The organism is Ethanoligenens sp. (genome assembly GCF_047718355.1).
GTDB lineage: Bacteria > Bacillota > Clostridia > Oscillospirales > Ethanoligenentaceae > Ethanoligenens.
Genome location: NZ_JBDNLG010000017.1, coordinates 1 through 20,717, shown reverse-complemented (window position 1 = coordinate 20,717; position 20,717 = coordinate 1). Strand labels below are relative to the sequence as shown.

At 51.0% G+C, this 20,717-nt stretch carries 18 protein-coding genes and 1 riboswitch; of the genes, 16 read left to right on the top strand and 2 right to left on the bottom strand.

The window, feature by feature from the left end:
* Positions 1-23: 23 nt before the first annotated feature.
* The 9 genes from ABF463_RS04385 (at position 24) to ABF463_RS04345 (ending at position 8,721) form a co-directional block, all read left to right on the top strand.
* Positions 24-1,529, top strand: a complete 1,506-nt coding sequence (locus ABF463_RS04385) for a cobyric acid synthase (protein ID WP_415532339.1) — start codon at positions 24-26, stop codon at positions 1,527-1,529.
* Between the two features lie 43 nt (positions 1,530-1,572).
* Positions 1,573-2,157 (top strand): bifunctional adenosylcobinamide kinase/adenosylcobinamide-phosphate guanylyltransferase, encoded by a 585-nt coding sequence (locus ABF463_RS04380; RefSeq protein WP_415532338.1) that lies wholly within the window; start codon positions 1,573-1,575, stop codon positions 2,155-2,157.
* Positions 2,141-2,914 (top strand): adenosylcobinamide-GDP ribazoletransferase, encoded by a 774-nt coding sequence (gene cobS / locus ABF463_RS04375; protein WP_415532337.1) that lies wholly within the window; start codon positions 2,141-2,143, stop codon positions 2,912-2,914. Before ABF463_RS04380 ends, cobS begins: the two co-directional genes overlap by 17 nt.
* Positions 2,915-2,994: 80 nt before the next feature.
* A complete protein-coding gene (locus ABF463_RS04370; protein WP_415532336.1) occupies positions 2,995-3,381 on the top strand; it encodes a bifunctional adenosylcobinamide kinase/adenosylcobinamide-phosphate guanylyltransferase in 387 nt (128 codons plus the stop codon).
* Between the two features lie 16 nt (positions 3,382-3,397).
* Positions 3,398-3,898, top strand: coding sequence for an ECF transporter S component (locus tag ABF463_RS04365; RefSeq protein WP_415532335.1), 501 nt, complete (start codon positions 3,398-3,400; stop codon positions 3,896-3,898).
* A complete protein-coding gene (locus tag ABF463_RS04360; RefSeq protein ID WP_415532334.1) occupies positions 3,895-4,617 on the top strand; it encodes an alpha-ribazole kinase in 723 nt (240 codons plus the stop codon). Before ABF463_RS04365 ends, ABF463_RS04360 begins: the two co-directional genes overlap by 4 nt.
* Positions 4,618-4,739: 122 nt before the next feature.
* On the top strand, positions 4,740-5,015 hold the full coding sequence (locus ABF463_RS04355) for a metal-sensing transcriptional repressor (RefSeq protein WP_415532333.1): 276 nt from the start codon (positions 4,740-4,742) through the stop codon (positions 5,013-5,015).
* A 27-nt stretch (positions 5,016-5,042) separates the two neighbouring features.
* Positions 5,043-6,914, top strand: coding sequence for a heavy metal translocating P-type ATPase (locus ABF463_RS04350; protein ID WP_415532332.1), 1,872 nt, complete (start codon positions 5,043-5,045; stop codon positions 6,912-6,914).
* 469 nt (positions 6,915-7,383) lie between these two features.
* Entirely contained in the window at positions 7,384-8,721 is a 1,338-nt protein-coding gene (locus ABF463_RS04345) for an NlpC/P60 family protein (protein WP_415532331.1), read from the top strand.
* A 220-nt stretch (positions 8,722-8,941) separates the two neighbouring features.
* Here ABF463_RS04345 and ABF463_RS04340 read toward each other — a convergent pair whose 3' ends face one another.
* On the bottom strand, positions 8,942-9,700 hold the full coding sequence (locus ABF463_RS04340) for a hypothetical protein (RefSeq protein WP_415532330.1): 759 nt from the start codon (positions 9,698-9,700) through the stop codon (positions 8,942-8,944).
* A 245-nt stretch (positions 9,701-9,945) separates the two neighbouring features.
* Here ABF463_RS04340 and ABF463_RS04335 point away from each other — a divergent pair, with 245 nt between their 5' ends.
* From ABF463_RS04335 to pflA, 5 genes are all read left to right on the top strand, one after another.
* Positions 9,946-10,551: a DUF3794 domain-containing protein gene (locus ABF463_RS04335; RefSeq protein ID WP_415532329.1), complete on the top strand. Its 606-nt coding sequence runs from the start codon at positions 9,946-9,948 to the stop codon at positions 10,549-10,551.
* A gap of 233 nt (positions 10,552-10,784) precedes the next feature.
* On the top strand, positions 10,785-11,420 hold the full coding sequence (locus ABF463_RS04330; protein ID WP_415532328.1) for a zinc dependent phospholipase C family protein: 636 nt from the start codon (positions 10,785-10,787) through the stop codon (positions 11,418-11,420).
* The gene (locus tag ABF463_RS04325; protein WP_415532327.1) at positions 11,398-12,531 is read left to right on the top strand and encodes a glycosyltransferase family 4 protein; all 1,134 of its coding nucleotides are present in this window, start codon (positions 11,398-11,400) and stop codon (positions 12,529-12,531) included. The genes ABF463_RS04330 and ABF463_RS04325 overlap by 23 nt, the downstream gene beginning before the upstream one ends.
* A gap of 124 nt (positions 12,532-12,655) precedes the next feature.
* Positions 12,656-12,739, top strand: a riboswitch (ZMP/ZTP riboswitch).
* Positions 12,740-12,808: 69 nt separating this feature from the next.
* On the top strand, positions 12,809-15,079 hold the full coding sequence (pflB, locus tag ABF463_RS04320; RefSeq protein WP_415532326.1) for a formate C-acetyltransferase: 2,271 nt from the start codon (positions 12,809-12,811) through the stop codon (positions 15,077-15,079).
* 24 nt (positions 15,080-15,103) lie between these two features.
* Complete coding sequence (pflA, locus tag ABF463_RS04315) at positions 15,104-15,928, top strand: pyruvate formate-lyase-activating protein (protein ID WP_415532325.1); 825 nt, start codon at positions 15,104-15,106, stop codon at positions 15,926-15,928.
* A gap of 112 nt (positions 15,929-16,040) precedes the next feature.
* On the opposite strand, the gene hflX is transcribed toward pflA, so the two are convergent.
* Positions 16,041-17,303: a GTPase HflX gene (gene hflX, locus ABF463_RS04310; protein WP_415532324.1), complete on the bottom strand. Its 1,263-nt coding sequence runs from the start codon at positions 17,301-17,303 to the stop codon at positions 16,041-16,043.
* Between the two features lie 509 nt (positions 17,304-17,812).
* On the opposite strand from hflX, the gene ABF463_RS04305 reads away from it, so the two are divergent.
* Positions 17,813-19,492 (top strand): GspE/PulE family protein, encoded by a 1,680-nt coding sequence (locus tag ABF463_RS04305; RefSeq protein WP_415532323.1) that lies wholly within the window; start codon positions 17,813-17,815, stop codon positions 19,490-19,492.
* A gap of 81 nt (positions 19,493-19,573) precedes the next feature.
* Entirely contained in the window at positions 19,574-20,635 is a 1,062-nt protein-coding gene (locus ABF463_RS04300; protein ID WP_415532358.1) for a type IV pilus twitching motility protein PilT, read from the top strand.
* Positions 20,636-20,717: the final 82 nt, after the last annotated feature.

Genomic DNA, 20,717 nt, shown 5'->3' with positions numbered 1-20,717 from the left:
CTGGATGGGGAGGAGATGAGATAATGACCAAGGCGATTATGGTACAAGGCACCGCCTCAAACGCGGGCAAAAGCCTGCTCGCAGCCGGGCTCTGCCGGATTTTTACCCAGGATGGATACCGCGTGGCGCCTTTCAAATCACAGAATATGGCCCTCAATTCCTTTATCACCAAAGACGGCCTGGAGATGGGCCGGGCACAGGTGACGCAGGCAGAAGCGGCGGGGTGCGAGCCGGATGTGCGCATGAATCCCATCCTGCTCAAACCCACAAGCGACAGAGGATCGCAGGTCATCGTCAACGGCGAGGTCGTCGGCAATATGACGGCACAGGAGTATTATCTCCGTAAACGCGAACTTATGCCCAAAATTGAGAAGGCTTACGCAAGCCTTGCCTCGGAAAACGATATTATTGTGCTGGAGGGCGCCGGGAGCCCTGCGGAGATCAATTTAAAAGAAAACGACATCGTCAATATGTATATGGCTAAGCGCGCGAAAGCGCCGGTTTTGCTCACAGGCGACATCGACCGGGGCGGTGTTTTCGCTTCTATCTACGGCACGGTCATGCTCCTGCCCGAGGAAGAACGCAGACTCATTCGCGGTATCGTCATCAATAAATTCCGGGGCGATGTGGATATCCTGAAACCGGGCATCGAGATGCTTGAAGCGCTGGTGCGCAAGCCGGTGGTGGGCGTGGTGCCCTATCTGCATCTGGATATCGACGACGAGGACAGTTTGAGCGAGCGGTTGACGGAGAGCGGGCCGCCAAAGCGCATTGACGTCGCGGTGGTTCGCCTGCCACGGATTTCAAATTTTACAGATTTCAACACTTTCGGGCGACTGAAAGAGGCATCGGTGCGGTATGCAGCGTCTGTCCGGGAACTGAAAGAGCCTGACCTTATCATCCTGCCCGGGACAAAGAACACAATGGGTGATCTGAAATGGCTGCGTGCGTGTGGGCTGGAAGCCGCCATTCTCAGACATGCCGCAGAGGGGAAACCCGTCATCGGCATCTGCGGCGGCTATCAGATGCTCTGCAAACAGCTTTCCGACCCATTCGGCGTGGAGGAAGGCGGAAAAATGGCGGGACTCGGCCTGCTGGATGCGGAAACCGTCTTTGAAAAACAGAAGACCCGAATGCGAATCATCGGCAGCTTTTTGAAACCGGAGGGTCTTTTCGCAGAACTAAACGGTGCGGCGTTTGAAGGCTATGAAATTCACATGGGAAAAACGCAGGGGTCTGCGCCGGCGCTCTCTACCATCACCTCGATGCAGGGCGAGAAAAAACTTGACGGCATGGTGAGCGGCAACGTATTTGGCAGCTATGTGCACGGTCTTTTCGATTCGGAGGACGTTCTGCGCGGGGTTGTTCGGGCGCTGCTAAAAGCCCAAGGCATTGATGCCGCACAGACCGAAAAGGCAGGATGGGACATCCGCACCTACAAAGACCAGCAGTACGATTTGCTTGCCGGAGCGCTGCGAAGCGCCCTCGATATGGACCAAGTGTATCAAATTCTTGAGGAGGGCGTGTGAGGCGGCTCGCAGCGGACAGATCGACCGGCAGGAGGATTGCAATATGGCTGAAAAGGGTCTTGCCCATAACTGCGGCATGACAATGCTTATTACAGGCGGGGCCGCCAGCGGGAAGTCTGCACTGGCCGAAAAACTTGCGGCAGTGGCAAATCGGGGCGTCCTCGGTTATTTTGCTACCATGCAGATTGGTGACGAGGAATCCGCCGCACGTGTGGCGAAACACCGGCAGATGCGGAGCGGCAAGGGCTTTGAGACGGTAGAGTGCCCTTTTGGTTTTCCCGATGACCGGACGCTCAGCCAATTTGATACGGTCTTGCTTGAATGCATTTCAAACCTCACGGCCAACGTCATGTTCGGAGCCGACAAGAGCCCCAGAGAAACCGTCTCGTTTATTTTAAAAGATGTGAACCAACTTTGCCGTATAGTTCGACAGGTGGTGATCGTGACCAACGAAGTCTTTTCAGATGGCGGTGATTACGATGCCTTCACCCGTGGTTATCTTTCAGCTATGGGAACTATCAACCAGAAAATTGCGAAGGCGGCCGACGTGGTGTTGGAATCCGTCTGCGGCATCCCTGTCTTTTACAAGGGAAGGGAGGCTGTAAGCGCATATGAAGCTCTTCTTTGAATCGTGCGCCGTTGCCTTTTCGATGTATTCGCGCATCCCAATGCCGCAATTCAGATGGAATGAGCGGAATATGCGCTGGTCGCTCGCTTTTTTCCCTTTTGTCGGGGCTGTCGTCGCGGCGATTTTGTTCGGTGTGTTTCTTTTTTTCCGCACTTTTGCACTGAACCCCGGCTTTTTCGCCGCGGCTGCCGTGCTGGTTCCGATCGTGATGACCGGCGGCATCCATATCGACGGTTACTGCGACACCTGTGACGCCTTTGCCTCCCACGGGGACCGCGAGGCAAAGCTGCGCATCATGAAGGACCCGCACGTTGGCGCTTTCGGCGTCGTTTACACTGCCGCCCTGCTTCTGCTCCAATTTGGTGCATGGCAGCAGCTTTTTCTCAAACCCGCTTTTATTTTTCCGGTTTTGTCCGCGTCGGTACTCGCCCGCTCGCTGGCGGGCGTTGCAATCCTTTGCTTTCCCAAAGCAAAGGAGGATGGACTTGCGGCCACCTTTGCGGGTCCCGCATTCAAAAAACCGGTGACGGTGATTCTGTTGGTCATCGCTGCCCTGGCCGCACTGCTGCCCGCCATTGGGCAGGGAGCCGCTGCGCTGCTGGCGCCTGCAATCGCACTGCTGTCTTTTGGGATGTTTTACGCAATGGCCAAAAAGTGTTTTGGCGGGATTACGGGCGACCTGGCAGGCTTTTTTATTACGGTCTACGAAACGCTTGCACTCTTCACCTGCGCCATACTTGGCGCAGTGCTGCGCTGAGAGCATCGTCTGCTGATGCGAATTTCTATAAAAATGGAGAACAAGATAGCAATATTTCACCACGAGATTGGAGGATACACATGGTATTGGTGACAGGCGGAAGCTACCAGGGAAAACTGCGGTTTGTGATGGATGCGTTCGGCTTCAGCATGAACGATGTGACAGAGGGCGCGGTATGCGACCTGCAAAAGGCCTTTGATAAACCTGTCCTTAATCATCTGAACCAATTTGTCGGGCGAATGCTTGCGGCAGGCATGGCGTTGGAGGATACAGCGGAGAGCGGTGTCGCCCAAAACCCCGGAATCGTTGTCCTGTGCGACGAAATCGGGTGCGGTATTGTACCTGTCCGGCCGGAAGACCGCCTTCTGCGCGAAAAGATCGGCCGGCTGCAATGCAGGCTTGCGGCAAAGGCCGGGAAGGTCTACCGGGTCAGCTGCGGGATAGCGCAGTTGATAAAAGGTGAATAAACGAAGGGGAATGAATTTGAAAAGAAACACACTGCGGATTTCCATGTTGGCTGTTTTTATTGCGTTGTCCGCTGTTGGGGCAAACGTCAAGATCATGGGCTCCATTGCGTTTGATTCGCTCCCGGCGTTTCTTGCGGCCATGCTCATCGGCGGACCGGAGGGGGCGATTGCGGGAGCCGCCGGACATCTGTTTTCGGCAATGCTCTCGGGATTCCCGCTGACCTTGCCGATGCATCTTGCAGTTGCGGCCGAAATGGGGGCTATTTGTTATCTCACGGGATGGCTCACCCAAAAGCGAAAATGCCCGATATGGCTTACCGGTTTTCTGGCGTTTGTGCTCAATGCTTTTGTATCCCCGCTCATTCTGCTCGTCTGGCCGGGGTTGGGGTGGGCTGCCTGTACATCGCTGCTCCTGCCGCTCGCGCTCGCATCCGCCGCCAATGTCTTTGCAGCTTCCATTCTTGCTTATGCGCTCAGAAAACCGTTCAGCGTCATATGGGGCGGTGAGGTAAAATGAAAGAACTGATGTCGCCCAGAGATGTTTTGCTGTTGGCAACTGGGCACGACGACGTCTGGGTATCAGCCGTCGATTCCTGCGGAGGCATTGGGAAAGAAGCGCACGATACCTTGCAAGTTGACCCCATACTGGTTGGCGTACTCACAGCCCGAGTAGCCCTGCTGGAAGTCATGGCGGTGGGTGCAAAGCCGGCCTTTGCCTCCATAGCCGTAAGCAACGGACCGGATGCAGCGGAGCCGTTGATTTGCGGCGCTAAAAAAATGTTTGGGGAGCATCTTCCCTGCATCATCAGCACAGAGAAGAATATGCCGACATCCATGACTGGTTTTGGAATAACGGTAACAGGTCTTTGCAAAATGAAAGATTTGTTGACGGCACGGGCAAAACCGGGAGATACCCTGTATTGCGTGGGTACACCTCTGGTGGGTGGGGAAACGCTGGATGAGAAAGCGAAACTTTTTGGCGTGAAAGAACTGGAAATTCTTCTAAAAAACCCGCATGTCCATGCAATTATCCCCGTGGGGTCGAAAGGCATCGCCGCTGAGGCGGGGATACTGGCGGCAGAAAACGGCCTGCAATTTCAACTGAACCGAAGCCCGGCGGTCGATTTGAACAAATCCGCGGGCCCGTCTACCTGTGCGGTCTGTTCAGCGGATAGGTGCACGGATTGGGGAATAAATCTGCCCATTTTTGAAATCGGGATTTTATTGCATCTATAAGTGGATTCTGTCAGGGCGCAGAATGGACACCATTTAAGCAAGAGCATATGCTCTTGCTTTTGTTGTCTGGTCATGCTACACTCTTCATATCCCCCCATAGGGGATATGAAGGAGGCTCCATTATGGAAGATATCCATCACCATGAAAATACCAAAGCCGTTATCAACCGTATGTCGCGAGCGATTGGGCATATGCAGGCCATAAAAAAGATGGTGGAAGAAGGCCAGGATTGCAGTGCAATTCTGATCCAGCTTTCTGCCGTCCGCTCTGCAATCAACAGCATCGGCCGCATCGTCTTGCAGGATCACATTGACCACTGTGTGGTGGACGCCGTCAAAAGCGGAGATCAAAAGGTTTTAGATGACCTGAATGATGCAATTGCCAAATTTCTGAAGTGAACGGGATTCGAACAGGAGAAGATATGGATGAAAGATGCAGTCAAAAAGTGGCTTGTCAACAATGAAAAGCGAAATGTGGTTTTGGTCGCCCTTTCGGCGGTTGCGCTGATTCTCAGTTTGAGCGGTCTACTGGGCCGTGCCTTGCCTTTCGATATCGCGTGGGTCGCCATCCTGCTTTGCGGCATCCCGATTGTGGCAGGCTCGATCACCGCTCTGGTCAAAGAGCGCGACATCAAAGCGGATGTATTGGTTTCCATCGCGTTGATCGCGTCCATTGGCATCAAAGCATATTTTGCCGCGGGCGAAGTCGCCTTGATTATGGCGATCGGGACGCTGCTTGAGGATGCAACCGCCCGCAAAGCGCGCAAGGGCATTCAAAAACTCATCAATCTGACACCAAAAACCGCACGGGTCAAAAGAAACGGCGGCGAGGAGATCATCCCGGCTGGTGATGTGGAAATTGGTGACGTTCTCGTCGTTTTGGCAGGCGAAACGATTGCTGTGGACGGTATAGTCCTCGCCGGGCAAACCTCAATCGATCAGTCAGCCATGACAGGGGAATCCATCCCCGTTGACAAGACCATCGGAGACGAAATCATAAGCGGGACAGTGAACCAGTTCGGCACCTTTGAAATGCGCGCCGCAAAGGCCGGCAGTGACAGTTCCCTCCAGCGGATGATTCGGATTGCTGAAGACGCAGACGCAAACAAAGCGCCCATCGTGAAACTGGCGGACCGTTGGGCGGCATGGCTTGTGGTTGTCGCTCTTGGCTCGGCAGGGCTTACATGGCTGATAACGGGTGAATCAATCCGCGCGGTCACAGTGCTGGTCGTATTCTGCCCCTGTGCGTTTATCCTTGCAACGCCGACCGCCGTAATGGCAGGCATCGGGAACGCGACGAGATTCGGCATCCTTGTCCGTTCCGGCGACGCGTTGCAGCGGTTTTCTCAAATCAACTGTATGGCTTTTGACAAAACCGGGACACTCACATATGGCAAACCGGACGTGATTGGTGTTGAGAGCTGCAATGCCGCCTTTCCTGCCGATAAAGTGCTCGAACTGGCCGCTCTGGTGGAACAGCGCTCGGAACATCCGTTAGGAAAATCCATCCTGGCTTATTATCTCAAGCGCGGAGGACAGCCGCAGGAGATACAGAATTTTGTTTTGGCAACCGGTATGGGGGTTGCCGCAAAAGCAGACGGCCGCAGGATTCTGGTCGGGAAAGCAGACTATTTAGAGCGTGAAGGTATTCAACTGCCCGATTCGGCGCGACAAATGACGGACAGATATGTAAAGAAGGGTGCAACTGTTATTTATGTCTGCGTCGACGAAAGATTTGCAGGAATGATCGCATTGGCGGATGTTTTGCGGGAAACCGCAAAAGTCATGATTGCGGAATTGAAGTCTGTCGGCGTACGCCCCGTTTTACTGACAGGGGATAACGAGGTGACCGCAAACTATATTGCCTCTCAAGTTGGAATCGAGGATGTTGCATTCAATATGCTGCCGGAAGGGAAAATGAACGTAATCCGCGAATATGCCGACAAGGGACACCGTATCTGTATGGTCGGCGACGGCATCAACGACGCCCTGGCGTTGAAAACGGCATATGCCGGGATTGCAATGGGCGGGGTCGGCAGCGATATTGCCGTGGAGGCTGCAGACGCGGTGCTCGTCAGCGATCATATTGAGCGAGTCCCTTATCTTTTTCAGATGGCTAAAAAGTCCATGAGGCGTATCAATTTTAACATCACCGTTGCGATGATTTGGAACTGTATTGCGGTGATCTTGTCGTCCATCGGTGTGCTGAATCCCGTGACGGCGGCACTGGTACATAATGTCGGCTCTGTATTCGTTGTGACAAGTTCGGCACTCTTGATCACATCCAGAGAAAATTGAACCCATACCGCTTGAAAGGCGGTATGGATGTTTACAGTCTGGTGGATTATATCGCAACGAAACCAACACCCAAGGAGCTGTTACCCGATTAATGCCACCTATTTTGCTTGATGCGCTGGTTTTTCAACAGGCCTATAATAAATTTGTTCAGACTTTCTCCATGTTGGTATCTGCCGATAACCTTGGATACGTCGAGAATCAAGCATATCACAAGCCGATTTTTCCATATTTGTTAGTCCTCTCTATTTCACCGCTTTTTTGCCCTATCTGCACTCGTTTTTCACCGCGCCCTATGTAAACCTGTTTCACATGGATACTGCGCGAAACTGTCGATTCCCAAGAAATATATGATGCATTTCTTTTATTTTGCGACAATTATTTTGAAATTTTGTGTCAAATGTGTTAAAATAGAAGCGGTAAAAGTTACATAATGGTTGCTTTTGTGCAGCTATACGGGAGGTCAAGGCACATGCGATTAAAGAGGCATCGATGCGGTATCCGTTTAATTGCCGGAACAGTTTTACTGTCAACAGGCCTGATGACACTACCGCCGCACGTTTCTGCTACAGATTTATCCAGTTTGAAACAGCAATATGCTGCCTTGCAACAACAGCAGCAGCAATTGCAGAGTCAACTTCAATCTCAAACCAGTCAGGTTCAGACAGAACAGGCCAAGCAGGCTTCGCTCAGCGCTGAGGTGGCCATTACACAAAAACAGTTGGCAATATTAAAAGGCCAGTCTGATTCCATCAATGCGCAGATTGCAAATAAGGAACAAGAGATTGCGGTTTCACAACAGCAACTCGATCAAAATTACAATTTGTTGAAACAACGTCTGCGGGCAATGTACGTTTCGGGTGACGATTCATTTTTGGTTGTGTTGCTCAATTCCAATGGTGTGAGTGATTTTCTTAATCGGATTGAGATGGTAAAAGCCGTATCCAACCATGATAATCGCATCATATCGGACTTGCGGCAGGCTCAGGATCAGTTAAATGCAGACAAGAAAGCGTTAGATGAGGCAAAACAAGATTTGCTGCAAACGCAGGGGACTATGGCGGCCAAGCAGGATATGCTGAATGCACAGCTTGCGCAGCAGGCACAAGTGGTGACGCAGGCGCAGGCGAGCGCGCAGAATACCCAGCAAACCGCCAGTGCGGTGAACCAACAGGCTGCACAGACCGATGCACAGATCAACGCCGAAATTGCCGCGGAAGCCGCTGCGGCAAAGGCAGCCGCGGCGAAAGCGGCACAGGCATCTGCATCTTTTGCCGCACCCGCCGCAGCACAGGCACCTTCCAGCCAAGGCGGCGGATCTCAAACAACCGGCAGCACACCTGCACGTTCTTCCACGTCATCGAACTCGAGTAATACAGGGAGTGCGGTTTCTACCCCTTCCCCAAACACACCGCCGAGTCCTCAGAGCGGCTTTGGATCTGCCACTTATGTGGTCAGTTATGCGAAAAACTTCCTCCATTACCCCTATATATTTGGTACTGCAGGACCCAGTACGTTTGATTGCTCTGGATTTGTACAATATGTCTATGCGCACGCGGCCGGCATATATTTGACACATTCGGCTGCCGAGCAATCTCAAGCTGGTTCGTCAGTCAGCAAAGGCAGTTTGCAGCCGGGCGATTTGGTGTTCTTCAATGTCGATGGCGGCGGGATTGATCATGTAGGCATTTATATCGGCGGTGGTCAGATGATTAACGCGGAAAACCCAGGAGTGGGTGTCATATATGATAACATCAACTCGGGCTATTGGGCGGCTCGTTATGCAGGTGCACAGCGAATTTTAAACTGACGGTGATATATCAATAACAAAATTATGTAATGTTGAGAATGGGACGCAATATGCGTTCCATTTTTTTTATGGCAGACAGAAATGCCAAAGGCACATGTTTAAAGATGAACGCGGTTTTAATATGGATACATGCGGAGAAGGTTGGGCGTGTGCGGCGGGAACGGAAAAAATTTCAAAGCGATAAAAGATTTACGAAAACAGGCAGGAGACAGATATCCTATTACTTTGTTGACGTGGAATGCGAGGGTAATATCGGGGGTTCCTCAGATAGATTCTCCATGAATTCGAGTCGATGAGCTTCTTCCATATCCAATAAGTGTTCTGCAGAAACGGGTGCATTGGAGCGTATACGCCAAAAACCACCGTGTTTCATCTGCTTTTCCTGCTTGGGGTTTGCGTCCGCATTGGTTGCGGGCGCATCTTTTTTAGATGAATCTGCCGGTTGTTCTTCGGGGTGAGGGGCGGGTAAAGAGGGCTTGTGCTTGGCTGCGGGCGTTTCTGCTTTCGGCGGAGGCGGCATTTGCGGTTCTGCCTGGGTCAGGGCAGGTGTTGCAGACACCGTTGCAACGACTTCATCCGATTTGGACGGATTGTCTTTGAAAAAGACAGCTTTTGCGTCGGCTGAGATGTCTACTGTCCACTCGGTCGTGTGCGGGCCTTCGGGATGGGCGGTTGCTTTTGGAGAGAATTGCACTTCAAAAGCGCTGGCGTCGGGCTTGCTGTCTTTCAGACGTACAGAAAACGTCTGACGAATCAGCGTGTGCGTGCAGGATTGCTTCCCGCTAAAATCTTCATGAGTAAAAAGAAGAAATATCAAATAGGAACCATATACGGCGATAAAACCGTTTTCAAGGTCTTTACAGAATATATGCTCCACACAAGTCTGTATATCCGCGATGGAACTCTCATAGTGCGAAACGCATAGGGTGACGGTTTTCTGGTAATGCGTTTTGCACGTTCCGATAACAGTTCTTGACATATCTAACGCTTCCTTTCCGCACAGAATGTTTAAAAAGCCGTCAGACCGTCTGCACATGCCTCACTGATAACCAGGGGGTGGTGTGCCAGAAACAGCGACGGCGGTGGTATTTCATACTGATTGTAGTCTATGCGCGGAGCACAATGAAGTTTCCCCAACAGGTGTGCGGTGGACCTTTTGCCGGCTTGCTGAATAAGCTATACTATCCCTTAAAACTTTGGACAAGACAGAAGGAGTTTATTGCCATGAAATATAAGAAGACGCTTCAGGTACCGGTCATTGTAGGCGAAGGCGAAGCACAATTCTTTATTGAAAAAGATACCTGTATTGCGCCTCCCAGCCCACCGGTCTACACGGTCAAAAGCATTAAAAAATGGGTTGAAGTCTGCACGGCGAAGGCCATCAAAGGAAAAGTGATCTTCAACGCATACCTTTGGAAAACTGTGGTCTATACAACGGTCGAGCATGTGCATAACGGCACAGTGAATGGACCGGTTTATCACAGTACTTTTAAAGTCCCGTTTGGTGGATTTGTGGAGATGTGCCCCTATCCGGGAGAAAAGATCTGCGAAGACGCCAAAGCAGAGCTGCTTGAAGCTGATGTCGAGGGCAGCAAGGAAATCTGGCATGACGAAGACTGCATCGACGGCATTACTGTATTCAACAAATTGTTGGAAAAAACGGTTGTGCGCCTGAAATTCAAGGTGACGACCATTCAGCATGTTGAAGTGGAAACTTTCCCGAAACCGTATTGCCCTGCGCAGGATAAATGTATTGCCAAACCGGAAAAAGACTGCCGTGATATCGAGAAATCTCTGCAAAATTTCGATGAGGATGAGGAGCAGGAATAAAACCGCGTGCCTGATGTTACCTATAGATTGAGCAAGGAGACTGCGGGGATTCCCGGCAGTCTCTTTTTGGCTGTATGGTTACGGTCTGCCGGAACATGAATGGAAGAAAAATGGCAGATAAGATATCATTCAGCGGGAGAATCCCATGGCACACAATGAAATTACATAAACTTGACATGTTTTTGATATTCGCGGGATTTTTCCTTCCGTATAATAAACGGTGGGGTGGTTTCATGAATGTTTTGGTACATCTGCTGTTTGCGAGGCATATCCATGCGGCTGTTTGCGAACAGATAGGGGTCAGGTTGAGTTGGAGGGGGTTTCTATATGGAAACATCCTTCCTGATCTCTCTGCGAAGTATGACACACATCCGCATTTTGTGGATGAATCACTGGCATTTGCCCTTGGGTGCGCTTCTGCGCTTTACGATCAGGCGGGAGATAAGCGACTTGGCGCTTTCGGCTATGCAAAAGATATCGGGGTTGTTACACACTATCTTTCCGATTTTTGCTGCCATGCGCACACCAAACAATTTTCCGGAGACATGAAGCAGCATCACTGGTACGAGTGGAAAATGTTGTTTGCGTTTGATAAGGGGTTATCACAATATCGGACGCATCTGCCGGATACTGCGGATACGCTGGAAGCGTTTACCCTCTTTTTAAAACGCAGCCTGCGGGAACAGCAAAACGGTTTGCCAAGCGGCGTGCGGGATGTGTTTTATGCGATGAAAGTCTCCACAGTCATGGTCTTGCTGCTGCTGCGCAGGGCCGTGTATACGCAGGCAATTTTACTCTATCATGCGAATGAAATGTACGCTTTCCAACAACAAGAGGAGGACTGGCATGAAAGTCGCTTATTTTTGTGATACCTTTGCCCCTCAAATCAATGGCGTATCTACCACACTTGAAAAGTTGCGGGCATACGCATTGAAAAACAACATTGAAACGGTTTTTCTGGTGCCGGACTATCCCGAAACACAGCCCAATGATAAAAATGTGTATCGCTTTTTGTCGTTTCCTCTGTTTTTTTACAAGGAATGCCGCGTTGTCATCCCCCCGGTGTTCAAAGCTGAAAAAATCCTGGATGAATTCAAACCGGATTTAATCCACGCATACAGCGAATTTGGTATTTCACTGGCAGCAATCCGATATGCTAAAAAGAAAAACATCCCGATTGTCTCCTCTTATACCAGCAATTTTAACTCCTATTTGCATTATTACAATATGGATCTTGTCAGCCCGATTCTGGAAAATTATCTGAATTGGTTTCACAACAATTGTGCGTTGACATTCTGCCCCTCGGAGATGACGCGGGAATACCTTTTTCAAAAAGACATCAAACGGGTGGATATCATGCGGCGCGGGGTAGACCCCAGCCGGTTCAGCCCTACGTTCCGCAGTGACGCTTTCCGAAAAAAATCGGGAGTTAAAGAGGGAGCGCTGCTGTTTACATATGTCGGACGGATCTCACCGGAAAAAGATCTCGATATCCTTATGGAGAGCATTACGTCTATCAAGGCGGCATATGGCGACAAGGCCGCTTTTGCCATCGTGGGCGATGGACCGTATCTGCATGAGATGAAACAACGGATGGGAAACAAGGCACATTTTACCGGTTTCTTAAAAGGACGGGACTTATCTGTTGCATATGCCTCCTCCGACGTGTTTGTTTTTCCTTCCACGACGGAAACATTCGGCAATGTGGTTCTGGAAGGAATGTGTTCTGGCCTGCCCGCCATTGTCCCGAACGCCGGCGGCGTGGTAGAAACCGTGACACATGGTCAGAATGGTTTGATTGTTCCGCCGCGTGATAGTGCCGCTTTTACAAATGCAATGAAACGGCTTTTGGACTCTCCGCGTCTTTGTATGGCGATGCGCGATCGGGCGCTGCAAACGGCCCAAACCCGTTCATGGGAGCGGGTGTTTGAATTGCTGTTTGACCGCTATGCACGTTTGGTGGAAGAAAAGATTGGATAATCAGCGCTGCGTGTTTTGTGATGCCGGTGGAAACATGAAATTGTAGGTGTGCTTTGAAAGATTTCTGTTTTTCTACTTGACAGGCACTAAAAAGGTATAGTATAATACAATCAGAGAAATTGAATAGGGCTTTTATGACTGACGGAATTGTGGAGCACCACAAGGAAGTAGAAGCTTTTGAGTATTGCCGACCGTCTGGGCAGCATTTGGTGAGTAACCGAATGCTGCCTTTTTGATTTTGCAGAATGGCAGGAAGCCACTTTGGAGGGGATGCAGCATGAACAGACAAGCATGGGATGGTTTTCATGATGGGAAGTGGCAGGATGCGGTGGATGTACGTGATTTTATCCAGAAAAATTACGCGCCGTATACAGGCGATGAAGGGTTTCTTGCCCCGCCGACGGCACGTACATGTTCGCTTGTGCAAGAGCTGAACACACTGCTGGCGCGTGAGCAGGCTGCCGGGGGTGTGCTGGATGTGGATACCGAAACGATCACAACGCCGACAGCTTATCGCCCCGGATATCTGGATAAGGAAAAAGATATTATCGTAGGCTTGCAAACGGACAAACCGCTTCGGCGGGGTGTTAATCCGTTTGGCGGACTGCGGATGACAAGAGAAGCCTGTGAAGCATATGGCTATAAACTTTCAGAGAAAGTGGAGGAGGCATTCCGTTACCGCACCACGCATAACGAGGGTGTGTTCCGTGCGTATACCGACGAGATACGCACTGCCCGGCACTGCGGTATCATCACCGGTTTGCCCGATGCCTATGGACGCGGGCGTATCATTGGGGATTACCGGCGGGTGGCGCTCTATGGCGTTGACCGGCTCATTGCTGAAAAGAAAGCTGATAAAGCGCGTGCGGGCGAGCAGAATATGGATGTGGACGCCATTCGCCAAATGGAAGAGCTGGCCGAGCAGATCACGGCGCTGGGAAAACTCAAGGAGATGGCCAATCAATATGGCTTTGATATTTCTAACCCCGCCCAGAATGCCAAAGAAGCGGTGCAGTGGCTGTATTTCGGTTATCTTGCGTCCATCAAGGAGCAAAATGGCGCGGCGATGAGCCTTGGGCGCACCAGCACATTTTTGGACATCTATTTTGAGCGTGACTTGCGTGACGGCGTGCTGAATGAAGAGCAGGCACAGGAAATTGTTGATGACTTCGTCATTAAATTGCGGCTGGCCCGGCATCTGCGTACGCCGGACTATAACGAACTGTTTGGCGGCGACCCCATGTGGATCACCGAATCTGTTGGCGGCATGGGTGAAGATGGCCGCACGTTGGTGACAAAAAACGCGTATCGGATGCTGCACACGCTCTACAATCTGGGTGCTTCCCCCGAACCAAATTTAACGGTGCTTTGGTCGGATGCTTTGCCTGCCGCGTTTAAGCGCTATGCCGCAAAGGTGTCTTGCGATACCGATGCCATCCAGTATGAGAACGACGATGTGATGCGCCCCAAATTTGGTGACGACTATGCCATCGCGTGCTGTGTTTCCGCTATGCGGGTGGGCAAAGACATGCAGTTCTTCGGTGCTCGTGCCAATTTGGCCAAATTGCTGCTCATGAGTCTCAACGGTGGGCGGGACGAACGGTACGGCATACAGGCTGCCCCGGCGCATACGCCATATCAGGGGGACTACCTTGCGTATGATAAGGTGCTGGAACTGATGGACATCTACCGCCCATGGCTGGCGCGCACATATGTCAACGCAATGAATATCATCCATTATATGCACGACAAATATGCCTATGAGGGAACGCAGATGGCATTGCACGACACAGATGTCCACCGTTTTATGGCGTTTGGCATTGCGGGGCTTTCGGTGCTGGCGGATTCCCTTTCCGCTATCAAATATGCCAAAGTCCGCTGCATCCGCGATGAAACAGGGCTCATCAAAGACTTTGAGATAGAGGGCGTCTATCCGGCGTACGGCAATGACGACGACCGTGTGGATGACATTGCGCAAGAGCAAGTGCGCCTGTTTTTTGAAGCGCTTAAGCAAACACCAGCTTACCGTGACGCGGAACACACGCTCTCCATCCTGACCATCACCTCGAATGTCATGTACGGAAAAAAGACCGGTTCTACGCCCGATGGACGAAAAGCGGGAGAGCCATTTGCCCCCGGCGCGAACCCGATGCATAACCGCGACCGCAACGGTGCGCTTGCATCGCTCAACTCGGTTGCCAAATTGTCTTATGATATCTGCAAGGACGGCATCTCCAATACCTTCTCTATTGTGCCGCAGGCGCTGGGGCACGAGGAGGAAGAACGGCTTGGCAATCTGGTGTCTATTTTGGATGGCTACTTTGCACAAAAAGCGCATCATCTCAACGTCAACGTGCTGAATAGGCAGACACTGCTGGATGCTTATGAACATCCGGAAATGCATCCAAATCTGACCATCCGTGTGTCCGGCTACGCGGTCAACTTCCATAGGCTTTCTAAAGAACAGCAGCGCGAAGTGATTTCCCGCACATTTCACAACACTGTGGTGCAGGCGGAGCCGGTTCTGACGGGGGTAGGCAAGGCGTAACAATGCTTAAAGATCAGGCGGTGCATGGCTTTTAACAGCGGCATCGCCTGCTTTTTATTGCGGGAAAGGGTGATGACAATGGAGAAAAAACAACTCAAAACAGAAGCGGATTGCACAGCCGTGACCGGTCGTGTGCATTCATTCCAGAGCCTGGGCGCGGTTGATGGCCCCGGTCTGCGCACCGTGGTGTTTCTACAGGGATGCCCGCTTCGATGTGTGTATTGCCACAACCCAGACACATGGCCGACAGACGGCGGGGAGGTCCTCACCGTGCAGGAGGTGTTTGAAAAAGTCCTGCGTTATCGTCCGTATTTCGGTAAGACTGGCGGCGTGACAGTGTCGGGCGGAGAGCCGCTTTTGCAATGGCACTTTGTGGCGGAGCTATTTCGCGTGATGCGGCAAGCAGGCATCCATACGGCGCTGGATACTTCCGGTATCGGTGACATGGAAGGTGCGCGTGCGGTACTTGCACACACCGACTTGGTACTCTGCGATTTAAAGTTTGCGACGGAAGACGCATATGCACAATATTGTGGGGGAAGCCTGCGGGCGGTACTTTCTTTCCTAAAATTGACGGAGGAACTGCATGTTCCGCTGTGGATACGGCATGTCGTTGTTCCCGGTCTGACCGATGGGGAAGCACACGCCCAAGCGATTGCCAAACTGGGGCGGCAATTTTCCAATCTTGAAAAGTTGGAACTGCTTCCATTTCAGACCCTTTGTCAATCCAAATATGATGCGCTGGGTATTCCGTTCCCACTGCATGGCTGCCCGCCATGCTCCGATGAGACGATACAGGAACTCTATGGCGTGATTGGTCAAAAGGGTACTTGCTCAAACGAGGAGTGAAAGCATGTGCGGCAAGCGTGCATTCACATGGAGAAATGAGACATTCCTAAAACCGTTTTGCTCAATCCTTTCGCCATGTCATACCGGTTTACGTCATAAAAAGCGATAACCATCAAGCCTGATGCACCAAAAATCGGCGGAATTTTTCATAATCCGCTTTGCGGCATTCCATACGCAGGCAAGTGCCGCCCTGTTGGTATTCCGTAGAGAAAATTTGCGCGCGCTGATTGAGATAGGACACCACATCGCCTTCACCATACGGAATGAGCATTTCACAGCGGACATAATCCGCAAACAGATGTGCCCGCACTAATTCAAGCAGCGAGTCAAATCCAACCCGGTTCTTGGCGGACAGACATACACTGTCCCGTTTGTCCGAGTGGGGTGGGATATCCACCAAGTCCACTTTGTTGAATGCAAAGATAACCGGGATATCGGCTACGCCCAACTGCGCCAGCGTTTCGTTCGTGACGGTGATCTGATCCTTGTAGTCGGGATGTGAACAGTCCACCACATGAATCAGCAGGTCGGATTCCCCTACTTCCTCAAGTGTGGAGCGGAAAGCTTTGACCAGATGGTGGGGCAGCTTATCCACAAACCCGACCGTGTCCGTCAGCAAAAACGATTTGTTGTCGGGCAGCCGGATGCTGCGCACCGCCGTCTCCAATGTGGCAAACAGCTGGTTTTTCTCCAGCACCCTTTTTTCCTCCGGTTCGTCGGACAGCTCTAACAATGCATTCATGATCGTCGATTTGCCGGCATTCGTATACCCCACCAGTGAGACTACCGGGATACCGGTCTTTTTGCGCTGCCTCCGCTGGGTCTGGCGCTGTGCAACCAGCGTTTCCAATTCCTTTTGCAGTTTGCTGATGCGTACTTGAATCTGGCGGCGGTTCAGTTCCAGTTTTTTCTCACCGGCGCCGCGGTTGGTGGTACCTACGCCGCCCGTCTGTTGCTCCAACGCGCTTTGGAGACCGACCAGACGCGGCAGCATATATTGCAGATGGGCAATTTCCACTTGTAGTTTTGCCTCGGTGGTTTTAGCGCGGCGCGCAAAAATATCCAGAATCAGCGTGGTACGGTCTTTCACTTCGCAGTCAATCGCCGTATCCAAGTTACGTATTTGCGATGGGGACAACTCATCGTTAAAGATGACCACCTGCGCACCGGTACCGCGCACATAGGCGGCAACTTCCGCAACTTTGCCAAGCCCGATATAATGGGAAGAATTCACTTTTTCTAAATTCTGAGACATCGTGCCAACAACTTCAATGTCACACGCCTCTGCCAGGCTTTCCAGTTCTTTCATGGAAACATCAAAACGGGCGTCATCCTGTAAATTTACACCCACTAAAATTGCTTGTTGCTGTATCAAATAATGGCCTCCTGTGTTTTGGTTTGTACTTATTTTGTCCTTTCCACCATGATTTATTGAATGCGGTGCATCTGCAAATATAACAATGATATGCTGCTTTCACGCAAACGATGAAATGATACTTTCTTTTACGTCAATATAAAGCTTGAATACCCAAGCAGCATCCCCATAGAGATTCCTAATATAACGGTGGGATGGTATAATAGAAAAAATATGTAAATTAGATGTTGGGCAGTCGCTGTGCACCTCTACCATGTCCTCATTGATTATATCGGAAATCCTTGTTATTTATCAAGTGTGTATGCTTATTTATTGGCCGGAACTGTTGTGAGTAGTTTCCAACAGCGCCGGGGGAGTGATTTTGATTAATTAACTTAACAAACCCTGCACAATCTTGTATAATAAAGAAGAAAACAGCAAATAAGCGCACGAATATGGCACATGATTTTTTACGATGCCTGCGTATACCACATGTCGAAAAATGATACTTAGAATACAGGAGCGCATACATGACACAACGATCGGAACATTTGGGCCAGATACTCCTTAACCAGAAAAGGATAACACGCGAGCAGCTGGAAGAAGTACTACGTGCCCAGAAAAAACGTCCGGGGCAAAAAATTGGTAATATGTTGGTAGAGATGCAATTTATTACGGAAAATGACCTGATGGAAGCACTTCATGAACATTTCAAGATTCCGTCCATAGATCTTACCGGCACACCGATTCAACAGAGTGCAATTGCATTGGTTCCGCAAGAACTTGCAGAAAAATACAATGTTTTTCCCGTCAGGGAGGATGGCCGCACGTTGACGATCGCTACCAGTGATCCGTTGAACTATTATGCGATGGATGATATCCGTCTGGCAGCCGATCGCGAAATTGTCGTAATGCTTGGTACGTTGAGCGGTATCCGCAATGCCATTGCCCGTTACTACAGCGGCCAACGGGCAGAAGAAGCGGCCGAAGATCTCTCCCGCCAATTCGTGTCGGCGCAGGAAGAACTGCCAATGAATACCGAAATGGGTGAGCGGTTAGAAAATGCACCCGTGGTCCGGCTGGTAAACTCCATTATCACGCAGGCAGTCAAAATGGGGGCAAGCGATATCCATATTGAACCTGCCGAGCAAGAGACCCGTGTAAGAATGCGGCTAGACGGGCTTCTGCGGCAGCAGATGAATCTGCCCGCCAGTGCACATGCCTCAGTGATTGCACGCTTGAAGATTATGAGCGATATGGATATTGCCGAGCGGCGCATACCACAGGATGGCAGGATAGAAACCATTATAGACGGCAAACCGATTGACCTACGGCTTTCCATACTCCCAACGGTTACAGGTGAAAAAATGGTTATCCGTGTACTGGGAGGTACGTCGGTGCTTCAGCGTTCCCAGTTGGGTCTGGATGCACAAAATGTGGTTCGATTTGAAACAATTTTGAAATCCCCAAACGGGATTGTATTGGTATGTGGCCCAACCGGAAGCGGCAAAACCACGACGCTTTACTCCGTTCTCAAAGACCTTAATGCTCCAGAAATAAATATGATCACCATCGAGGATCCGGTGGAATTCCGGCTGCCGGGTGTGAACCAGGTGCAGATTAACACCAAGGCGGGTCTGACGTTTGCAAGCGGCCTGCGTTCTATGCTGCGACAGGATCCGGATATTATCATGGTGGGGGAAATACGTGACGCGGAAACCGCTGAGATGGCTGTACGCTCTGCGATTACAGGGCATCTGGTTTTTTCCACTGTCCATACAAACGATGCGGTTTCGACTGTGACACGACTGGTGAATATGGGCGTTCAGCCGTTTATGATCGCGTCCTCACTGGTAGGGGTGGACTCCCAGCGCCTGGTGCGCAGGATATGCCGCCATTGCGCGGAAGAATACACCCCCGCGGATGAAGAATGCAAATCACTCGGTTTACCGGCGGGCGTTAAACTATGGCGAGGAAGAGGATGCAATTACTGCTCAAATACCGGCTATAAAGGGCGGATGGCTATTCATGAGATTTTGATAATCACCAAAGAGATTCGCCAATTGATTGAATCGGGTGCCACGGAAGACCGCCTGCAAGAGGCTGCACTGGCGGATGGTATGGTGCCGCTGTTTGAAAGTGCCAAAAAAGCGGTTCTGGCAGGTGAAACGACCGTGAGTGAACTGATGCGCGTAGCATATCATCTATAATGCATCTAAAACTGATTGCAGTGGGGAAAAACTGAACCGATCTCTATGCGGTTGGGAAGAAAGTGACAGGTGGAAACGTTGATATTAGAAATGGAAACGATATTAAGACAGGCTGTGGAAAAAAACGCATCCGATTTACACATTACGGTGGCGGTGCCCCCGATGGTTCGTGTGCGGGGGCAGATTCTTCCACTTCCGGACTATGAGCCTTTAAAACCCGCGCAGACGCAGGAACTGGCGTATTCGATTATGAAAGCCCGCCATGCGGAAAAGTTGGAGGAAATGGGGCAAGTTGATTTTTCCTATGTCATTGCGCAGGTGGGACGATTCCGCGTTAATGTATTCAAACAGCGGGGGAGTTTTGGAATTGCAGTTCGCGCGCTTGTCGGTGAAATGCCCACGATGGATTCTTTGGGATTGCCTCCCGTGCTCAAGGAATTAGTGCTGCGCCAGCGCGGACTTGTGCTGGTAACCGGCCCGACGGGCAGCGGTAAATCCACCAGTCTTGCGGCTCTGGTCGATTATATCAACACAAACCGCCGGTGTCATGTTATCACCATCGAAGACCCGATTGAATATCTGCACAAGCACCGCAACAGCATCATCAATCAGAGGGAAGTGGGAGAAGACACAGAGAGTTTTTCGGCGGCTTTGCGCGCTGCCCTCCGTGAAGACCCGGACGTAATTCTGGTAGGCGAGATGCGCGATCTCGAAACAATTTCGACTGCTATCACAGCGGCGGAGACCGGCCATCTCGTCCTTTCCACCGTGCATACCAACAGTGCCCCGCAAACAGTTGATCGCATCATCGATATGTTCCCCGGTGGGCAGCAGCAGCAAATCCGTGTACAGCTTGCAGGAGCTTTGCAGGCGGTGTTAACCCAGCAGCTTCTGCGCAGCAAAGACGGGCTGGGGCGTGTAGCTGCCATGGGTCTGCTGTTGGTCAATGATGCGGTGCGCAACATGATCCGGGAAGGAAAAACGCACCAGATTGCTACGGCGATGCAAACCGGTATCCGTACGGGGAACTGCCCCATGGATTATCAACTTAGCCAACTGGTGCGCAGTGGACAGGTGAGTTATAAAGAGGCCGAGAGCCACTGCCTGGACGAAGGCACTTTTCAGCGTTATATGAATTTATGATGGAAAGCAGCAATCTACGAAAATGTTGCAATTCTATGTATGAGAACGCGATAAAATTTACAAGTATATGGATTTGTCTAGG

Bases quoted from the DNA above. Each gene is read 5' to 3' on its own strand.
- ABF463_RS04325 (WP_415532327.1), top strand. From the start codon at position 11,398: ATGAAAGTCGCTTATTTTTGTGATACCTTTGCCCCTCAAATCAATGGC.
- ABF463_RS04355 (WP_415532333.1), top strand. From the start codon at position 4,740: ATGGAAGATATCCATCACCATGAAAATACCAAAGCCGTTATCAACCGT.
- ABF463_RS04385 (WP_415532339.1), top strand. From the start codon at position 24: ATGACCAAGGCGATTATGGTACAAGGCACCGCCTCAAACGCGGGCAAA.
- ABF463_RS04305 (WP_415532323.1), top strand. From the start codon at position 17,813: ATGACACAACGATCGGAACATTTGGGCCAGATACTCCTTAACCAGAAA.
- ABF463_RS04360 (WP_415532334.1), top strand. From the start codon at position 3,895: ATGAAAGAACTGATGTCGCCCAGAGATGTTTTGCTGTTGGCAACTGGG.
- ABF463_RS04345 (WP_415532331.1), top strand. From the start codon at position 7,384: ATGCGATTAAAGAGGCATCGATGCGGTATCCGTTTAATTGCCGGAACA.
- ABF463_RS04335 (WP_415532329.1), top strand. From the start codon at position 9,946: ATGAAATATAAGAAGACGCTTCAGGTACCGGTCATTGTAGGCGAAGGC.
- pflB (WP_415532326.1), top strand. From the start codon at position 12,809: ATGAACAGACAAGCATGGGATGGTTTTCATGATGGGAAGTGGCAGGAT.
- pflA (WP_415532325.1), top strand. From the start codon at position 15,104: ATGGCTTTTAACAGCGGCATCGCCTGCTTTTTATTGCGGGAAAGGGTG.
- ABF463_RS04380 (WP_415532338.1), top strand. From the start codon at position 1,573: ATGGCTGAAAAGGGTCTTGCCCATAACTGCGGCATGACAATGCTTATT.
- ABF463_RS04340 (WP_415532330.1), bottom strand. From the start codon at position 9,700: ATGTCAAGAACTGTTATCGGAACGTGCAAAACGCATTACCAGAAAACC.
- ABF463_RS04330 (WP_415532328.1), top strand. From the start codon at position 10,785: ATGAATGTTTTGGTACATCTGCTGTTTGCGAGGCATATCCATGCGGCT.
- ABF463_RS04350 (WP_415532332.1), top strand. From the start codon at position 5,043: ATGAAAGATGCAGTCAAAAAGTGGCTTGTCAACAATGAAAAGCGAAAT.
- cobS (WP_415532337.1), top strand. From the start codon at position 2,141: ATGAAGCTCTTCTTTGAATCGTGCGCCGTTGCCTTTTCGATGTATTCG.
- ABF463_RS04370 (WP_415532336.1), top strand. From the start codon at position 2,995: ATGGTATTGGTGACAGGCGGAAGCTACCAGGGAAAACTGCGGTTTGTG.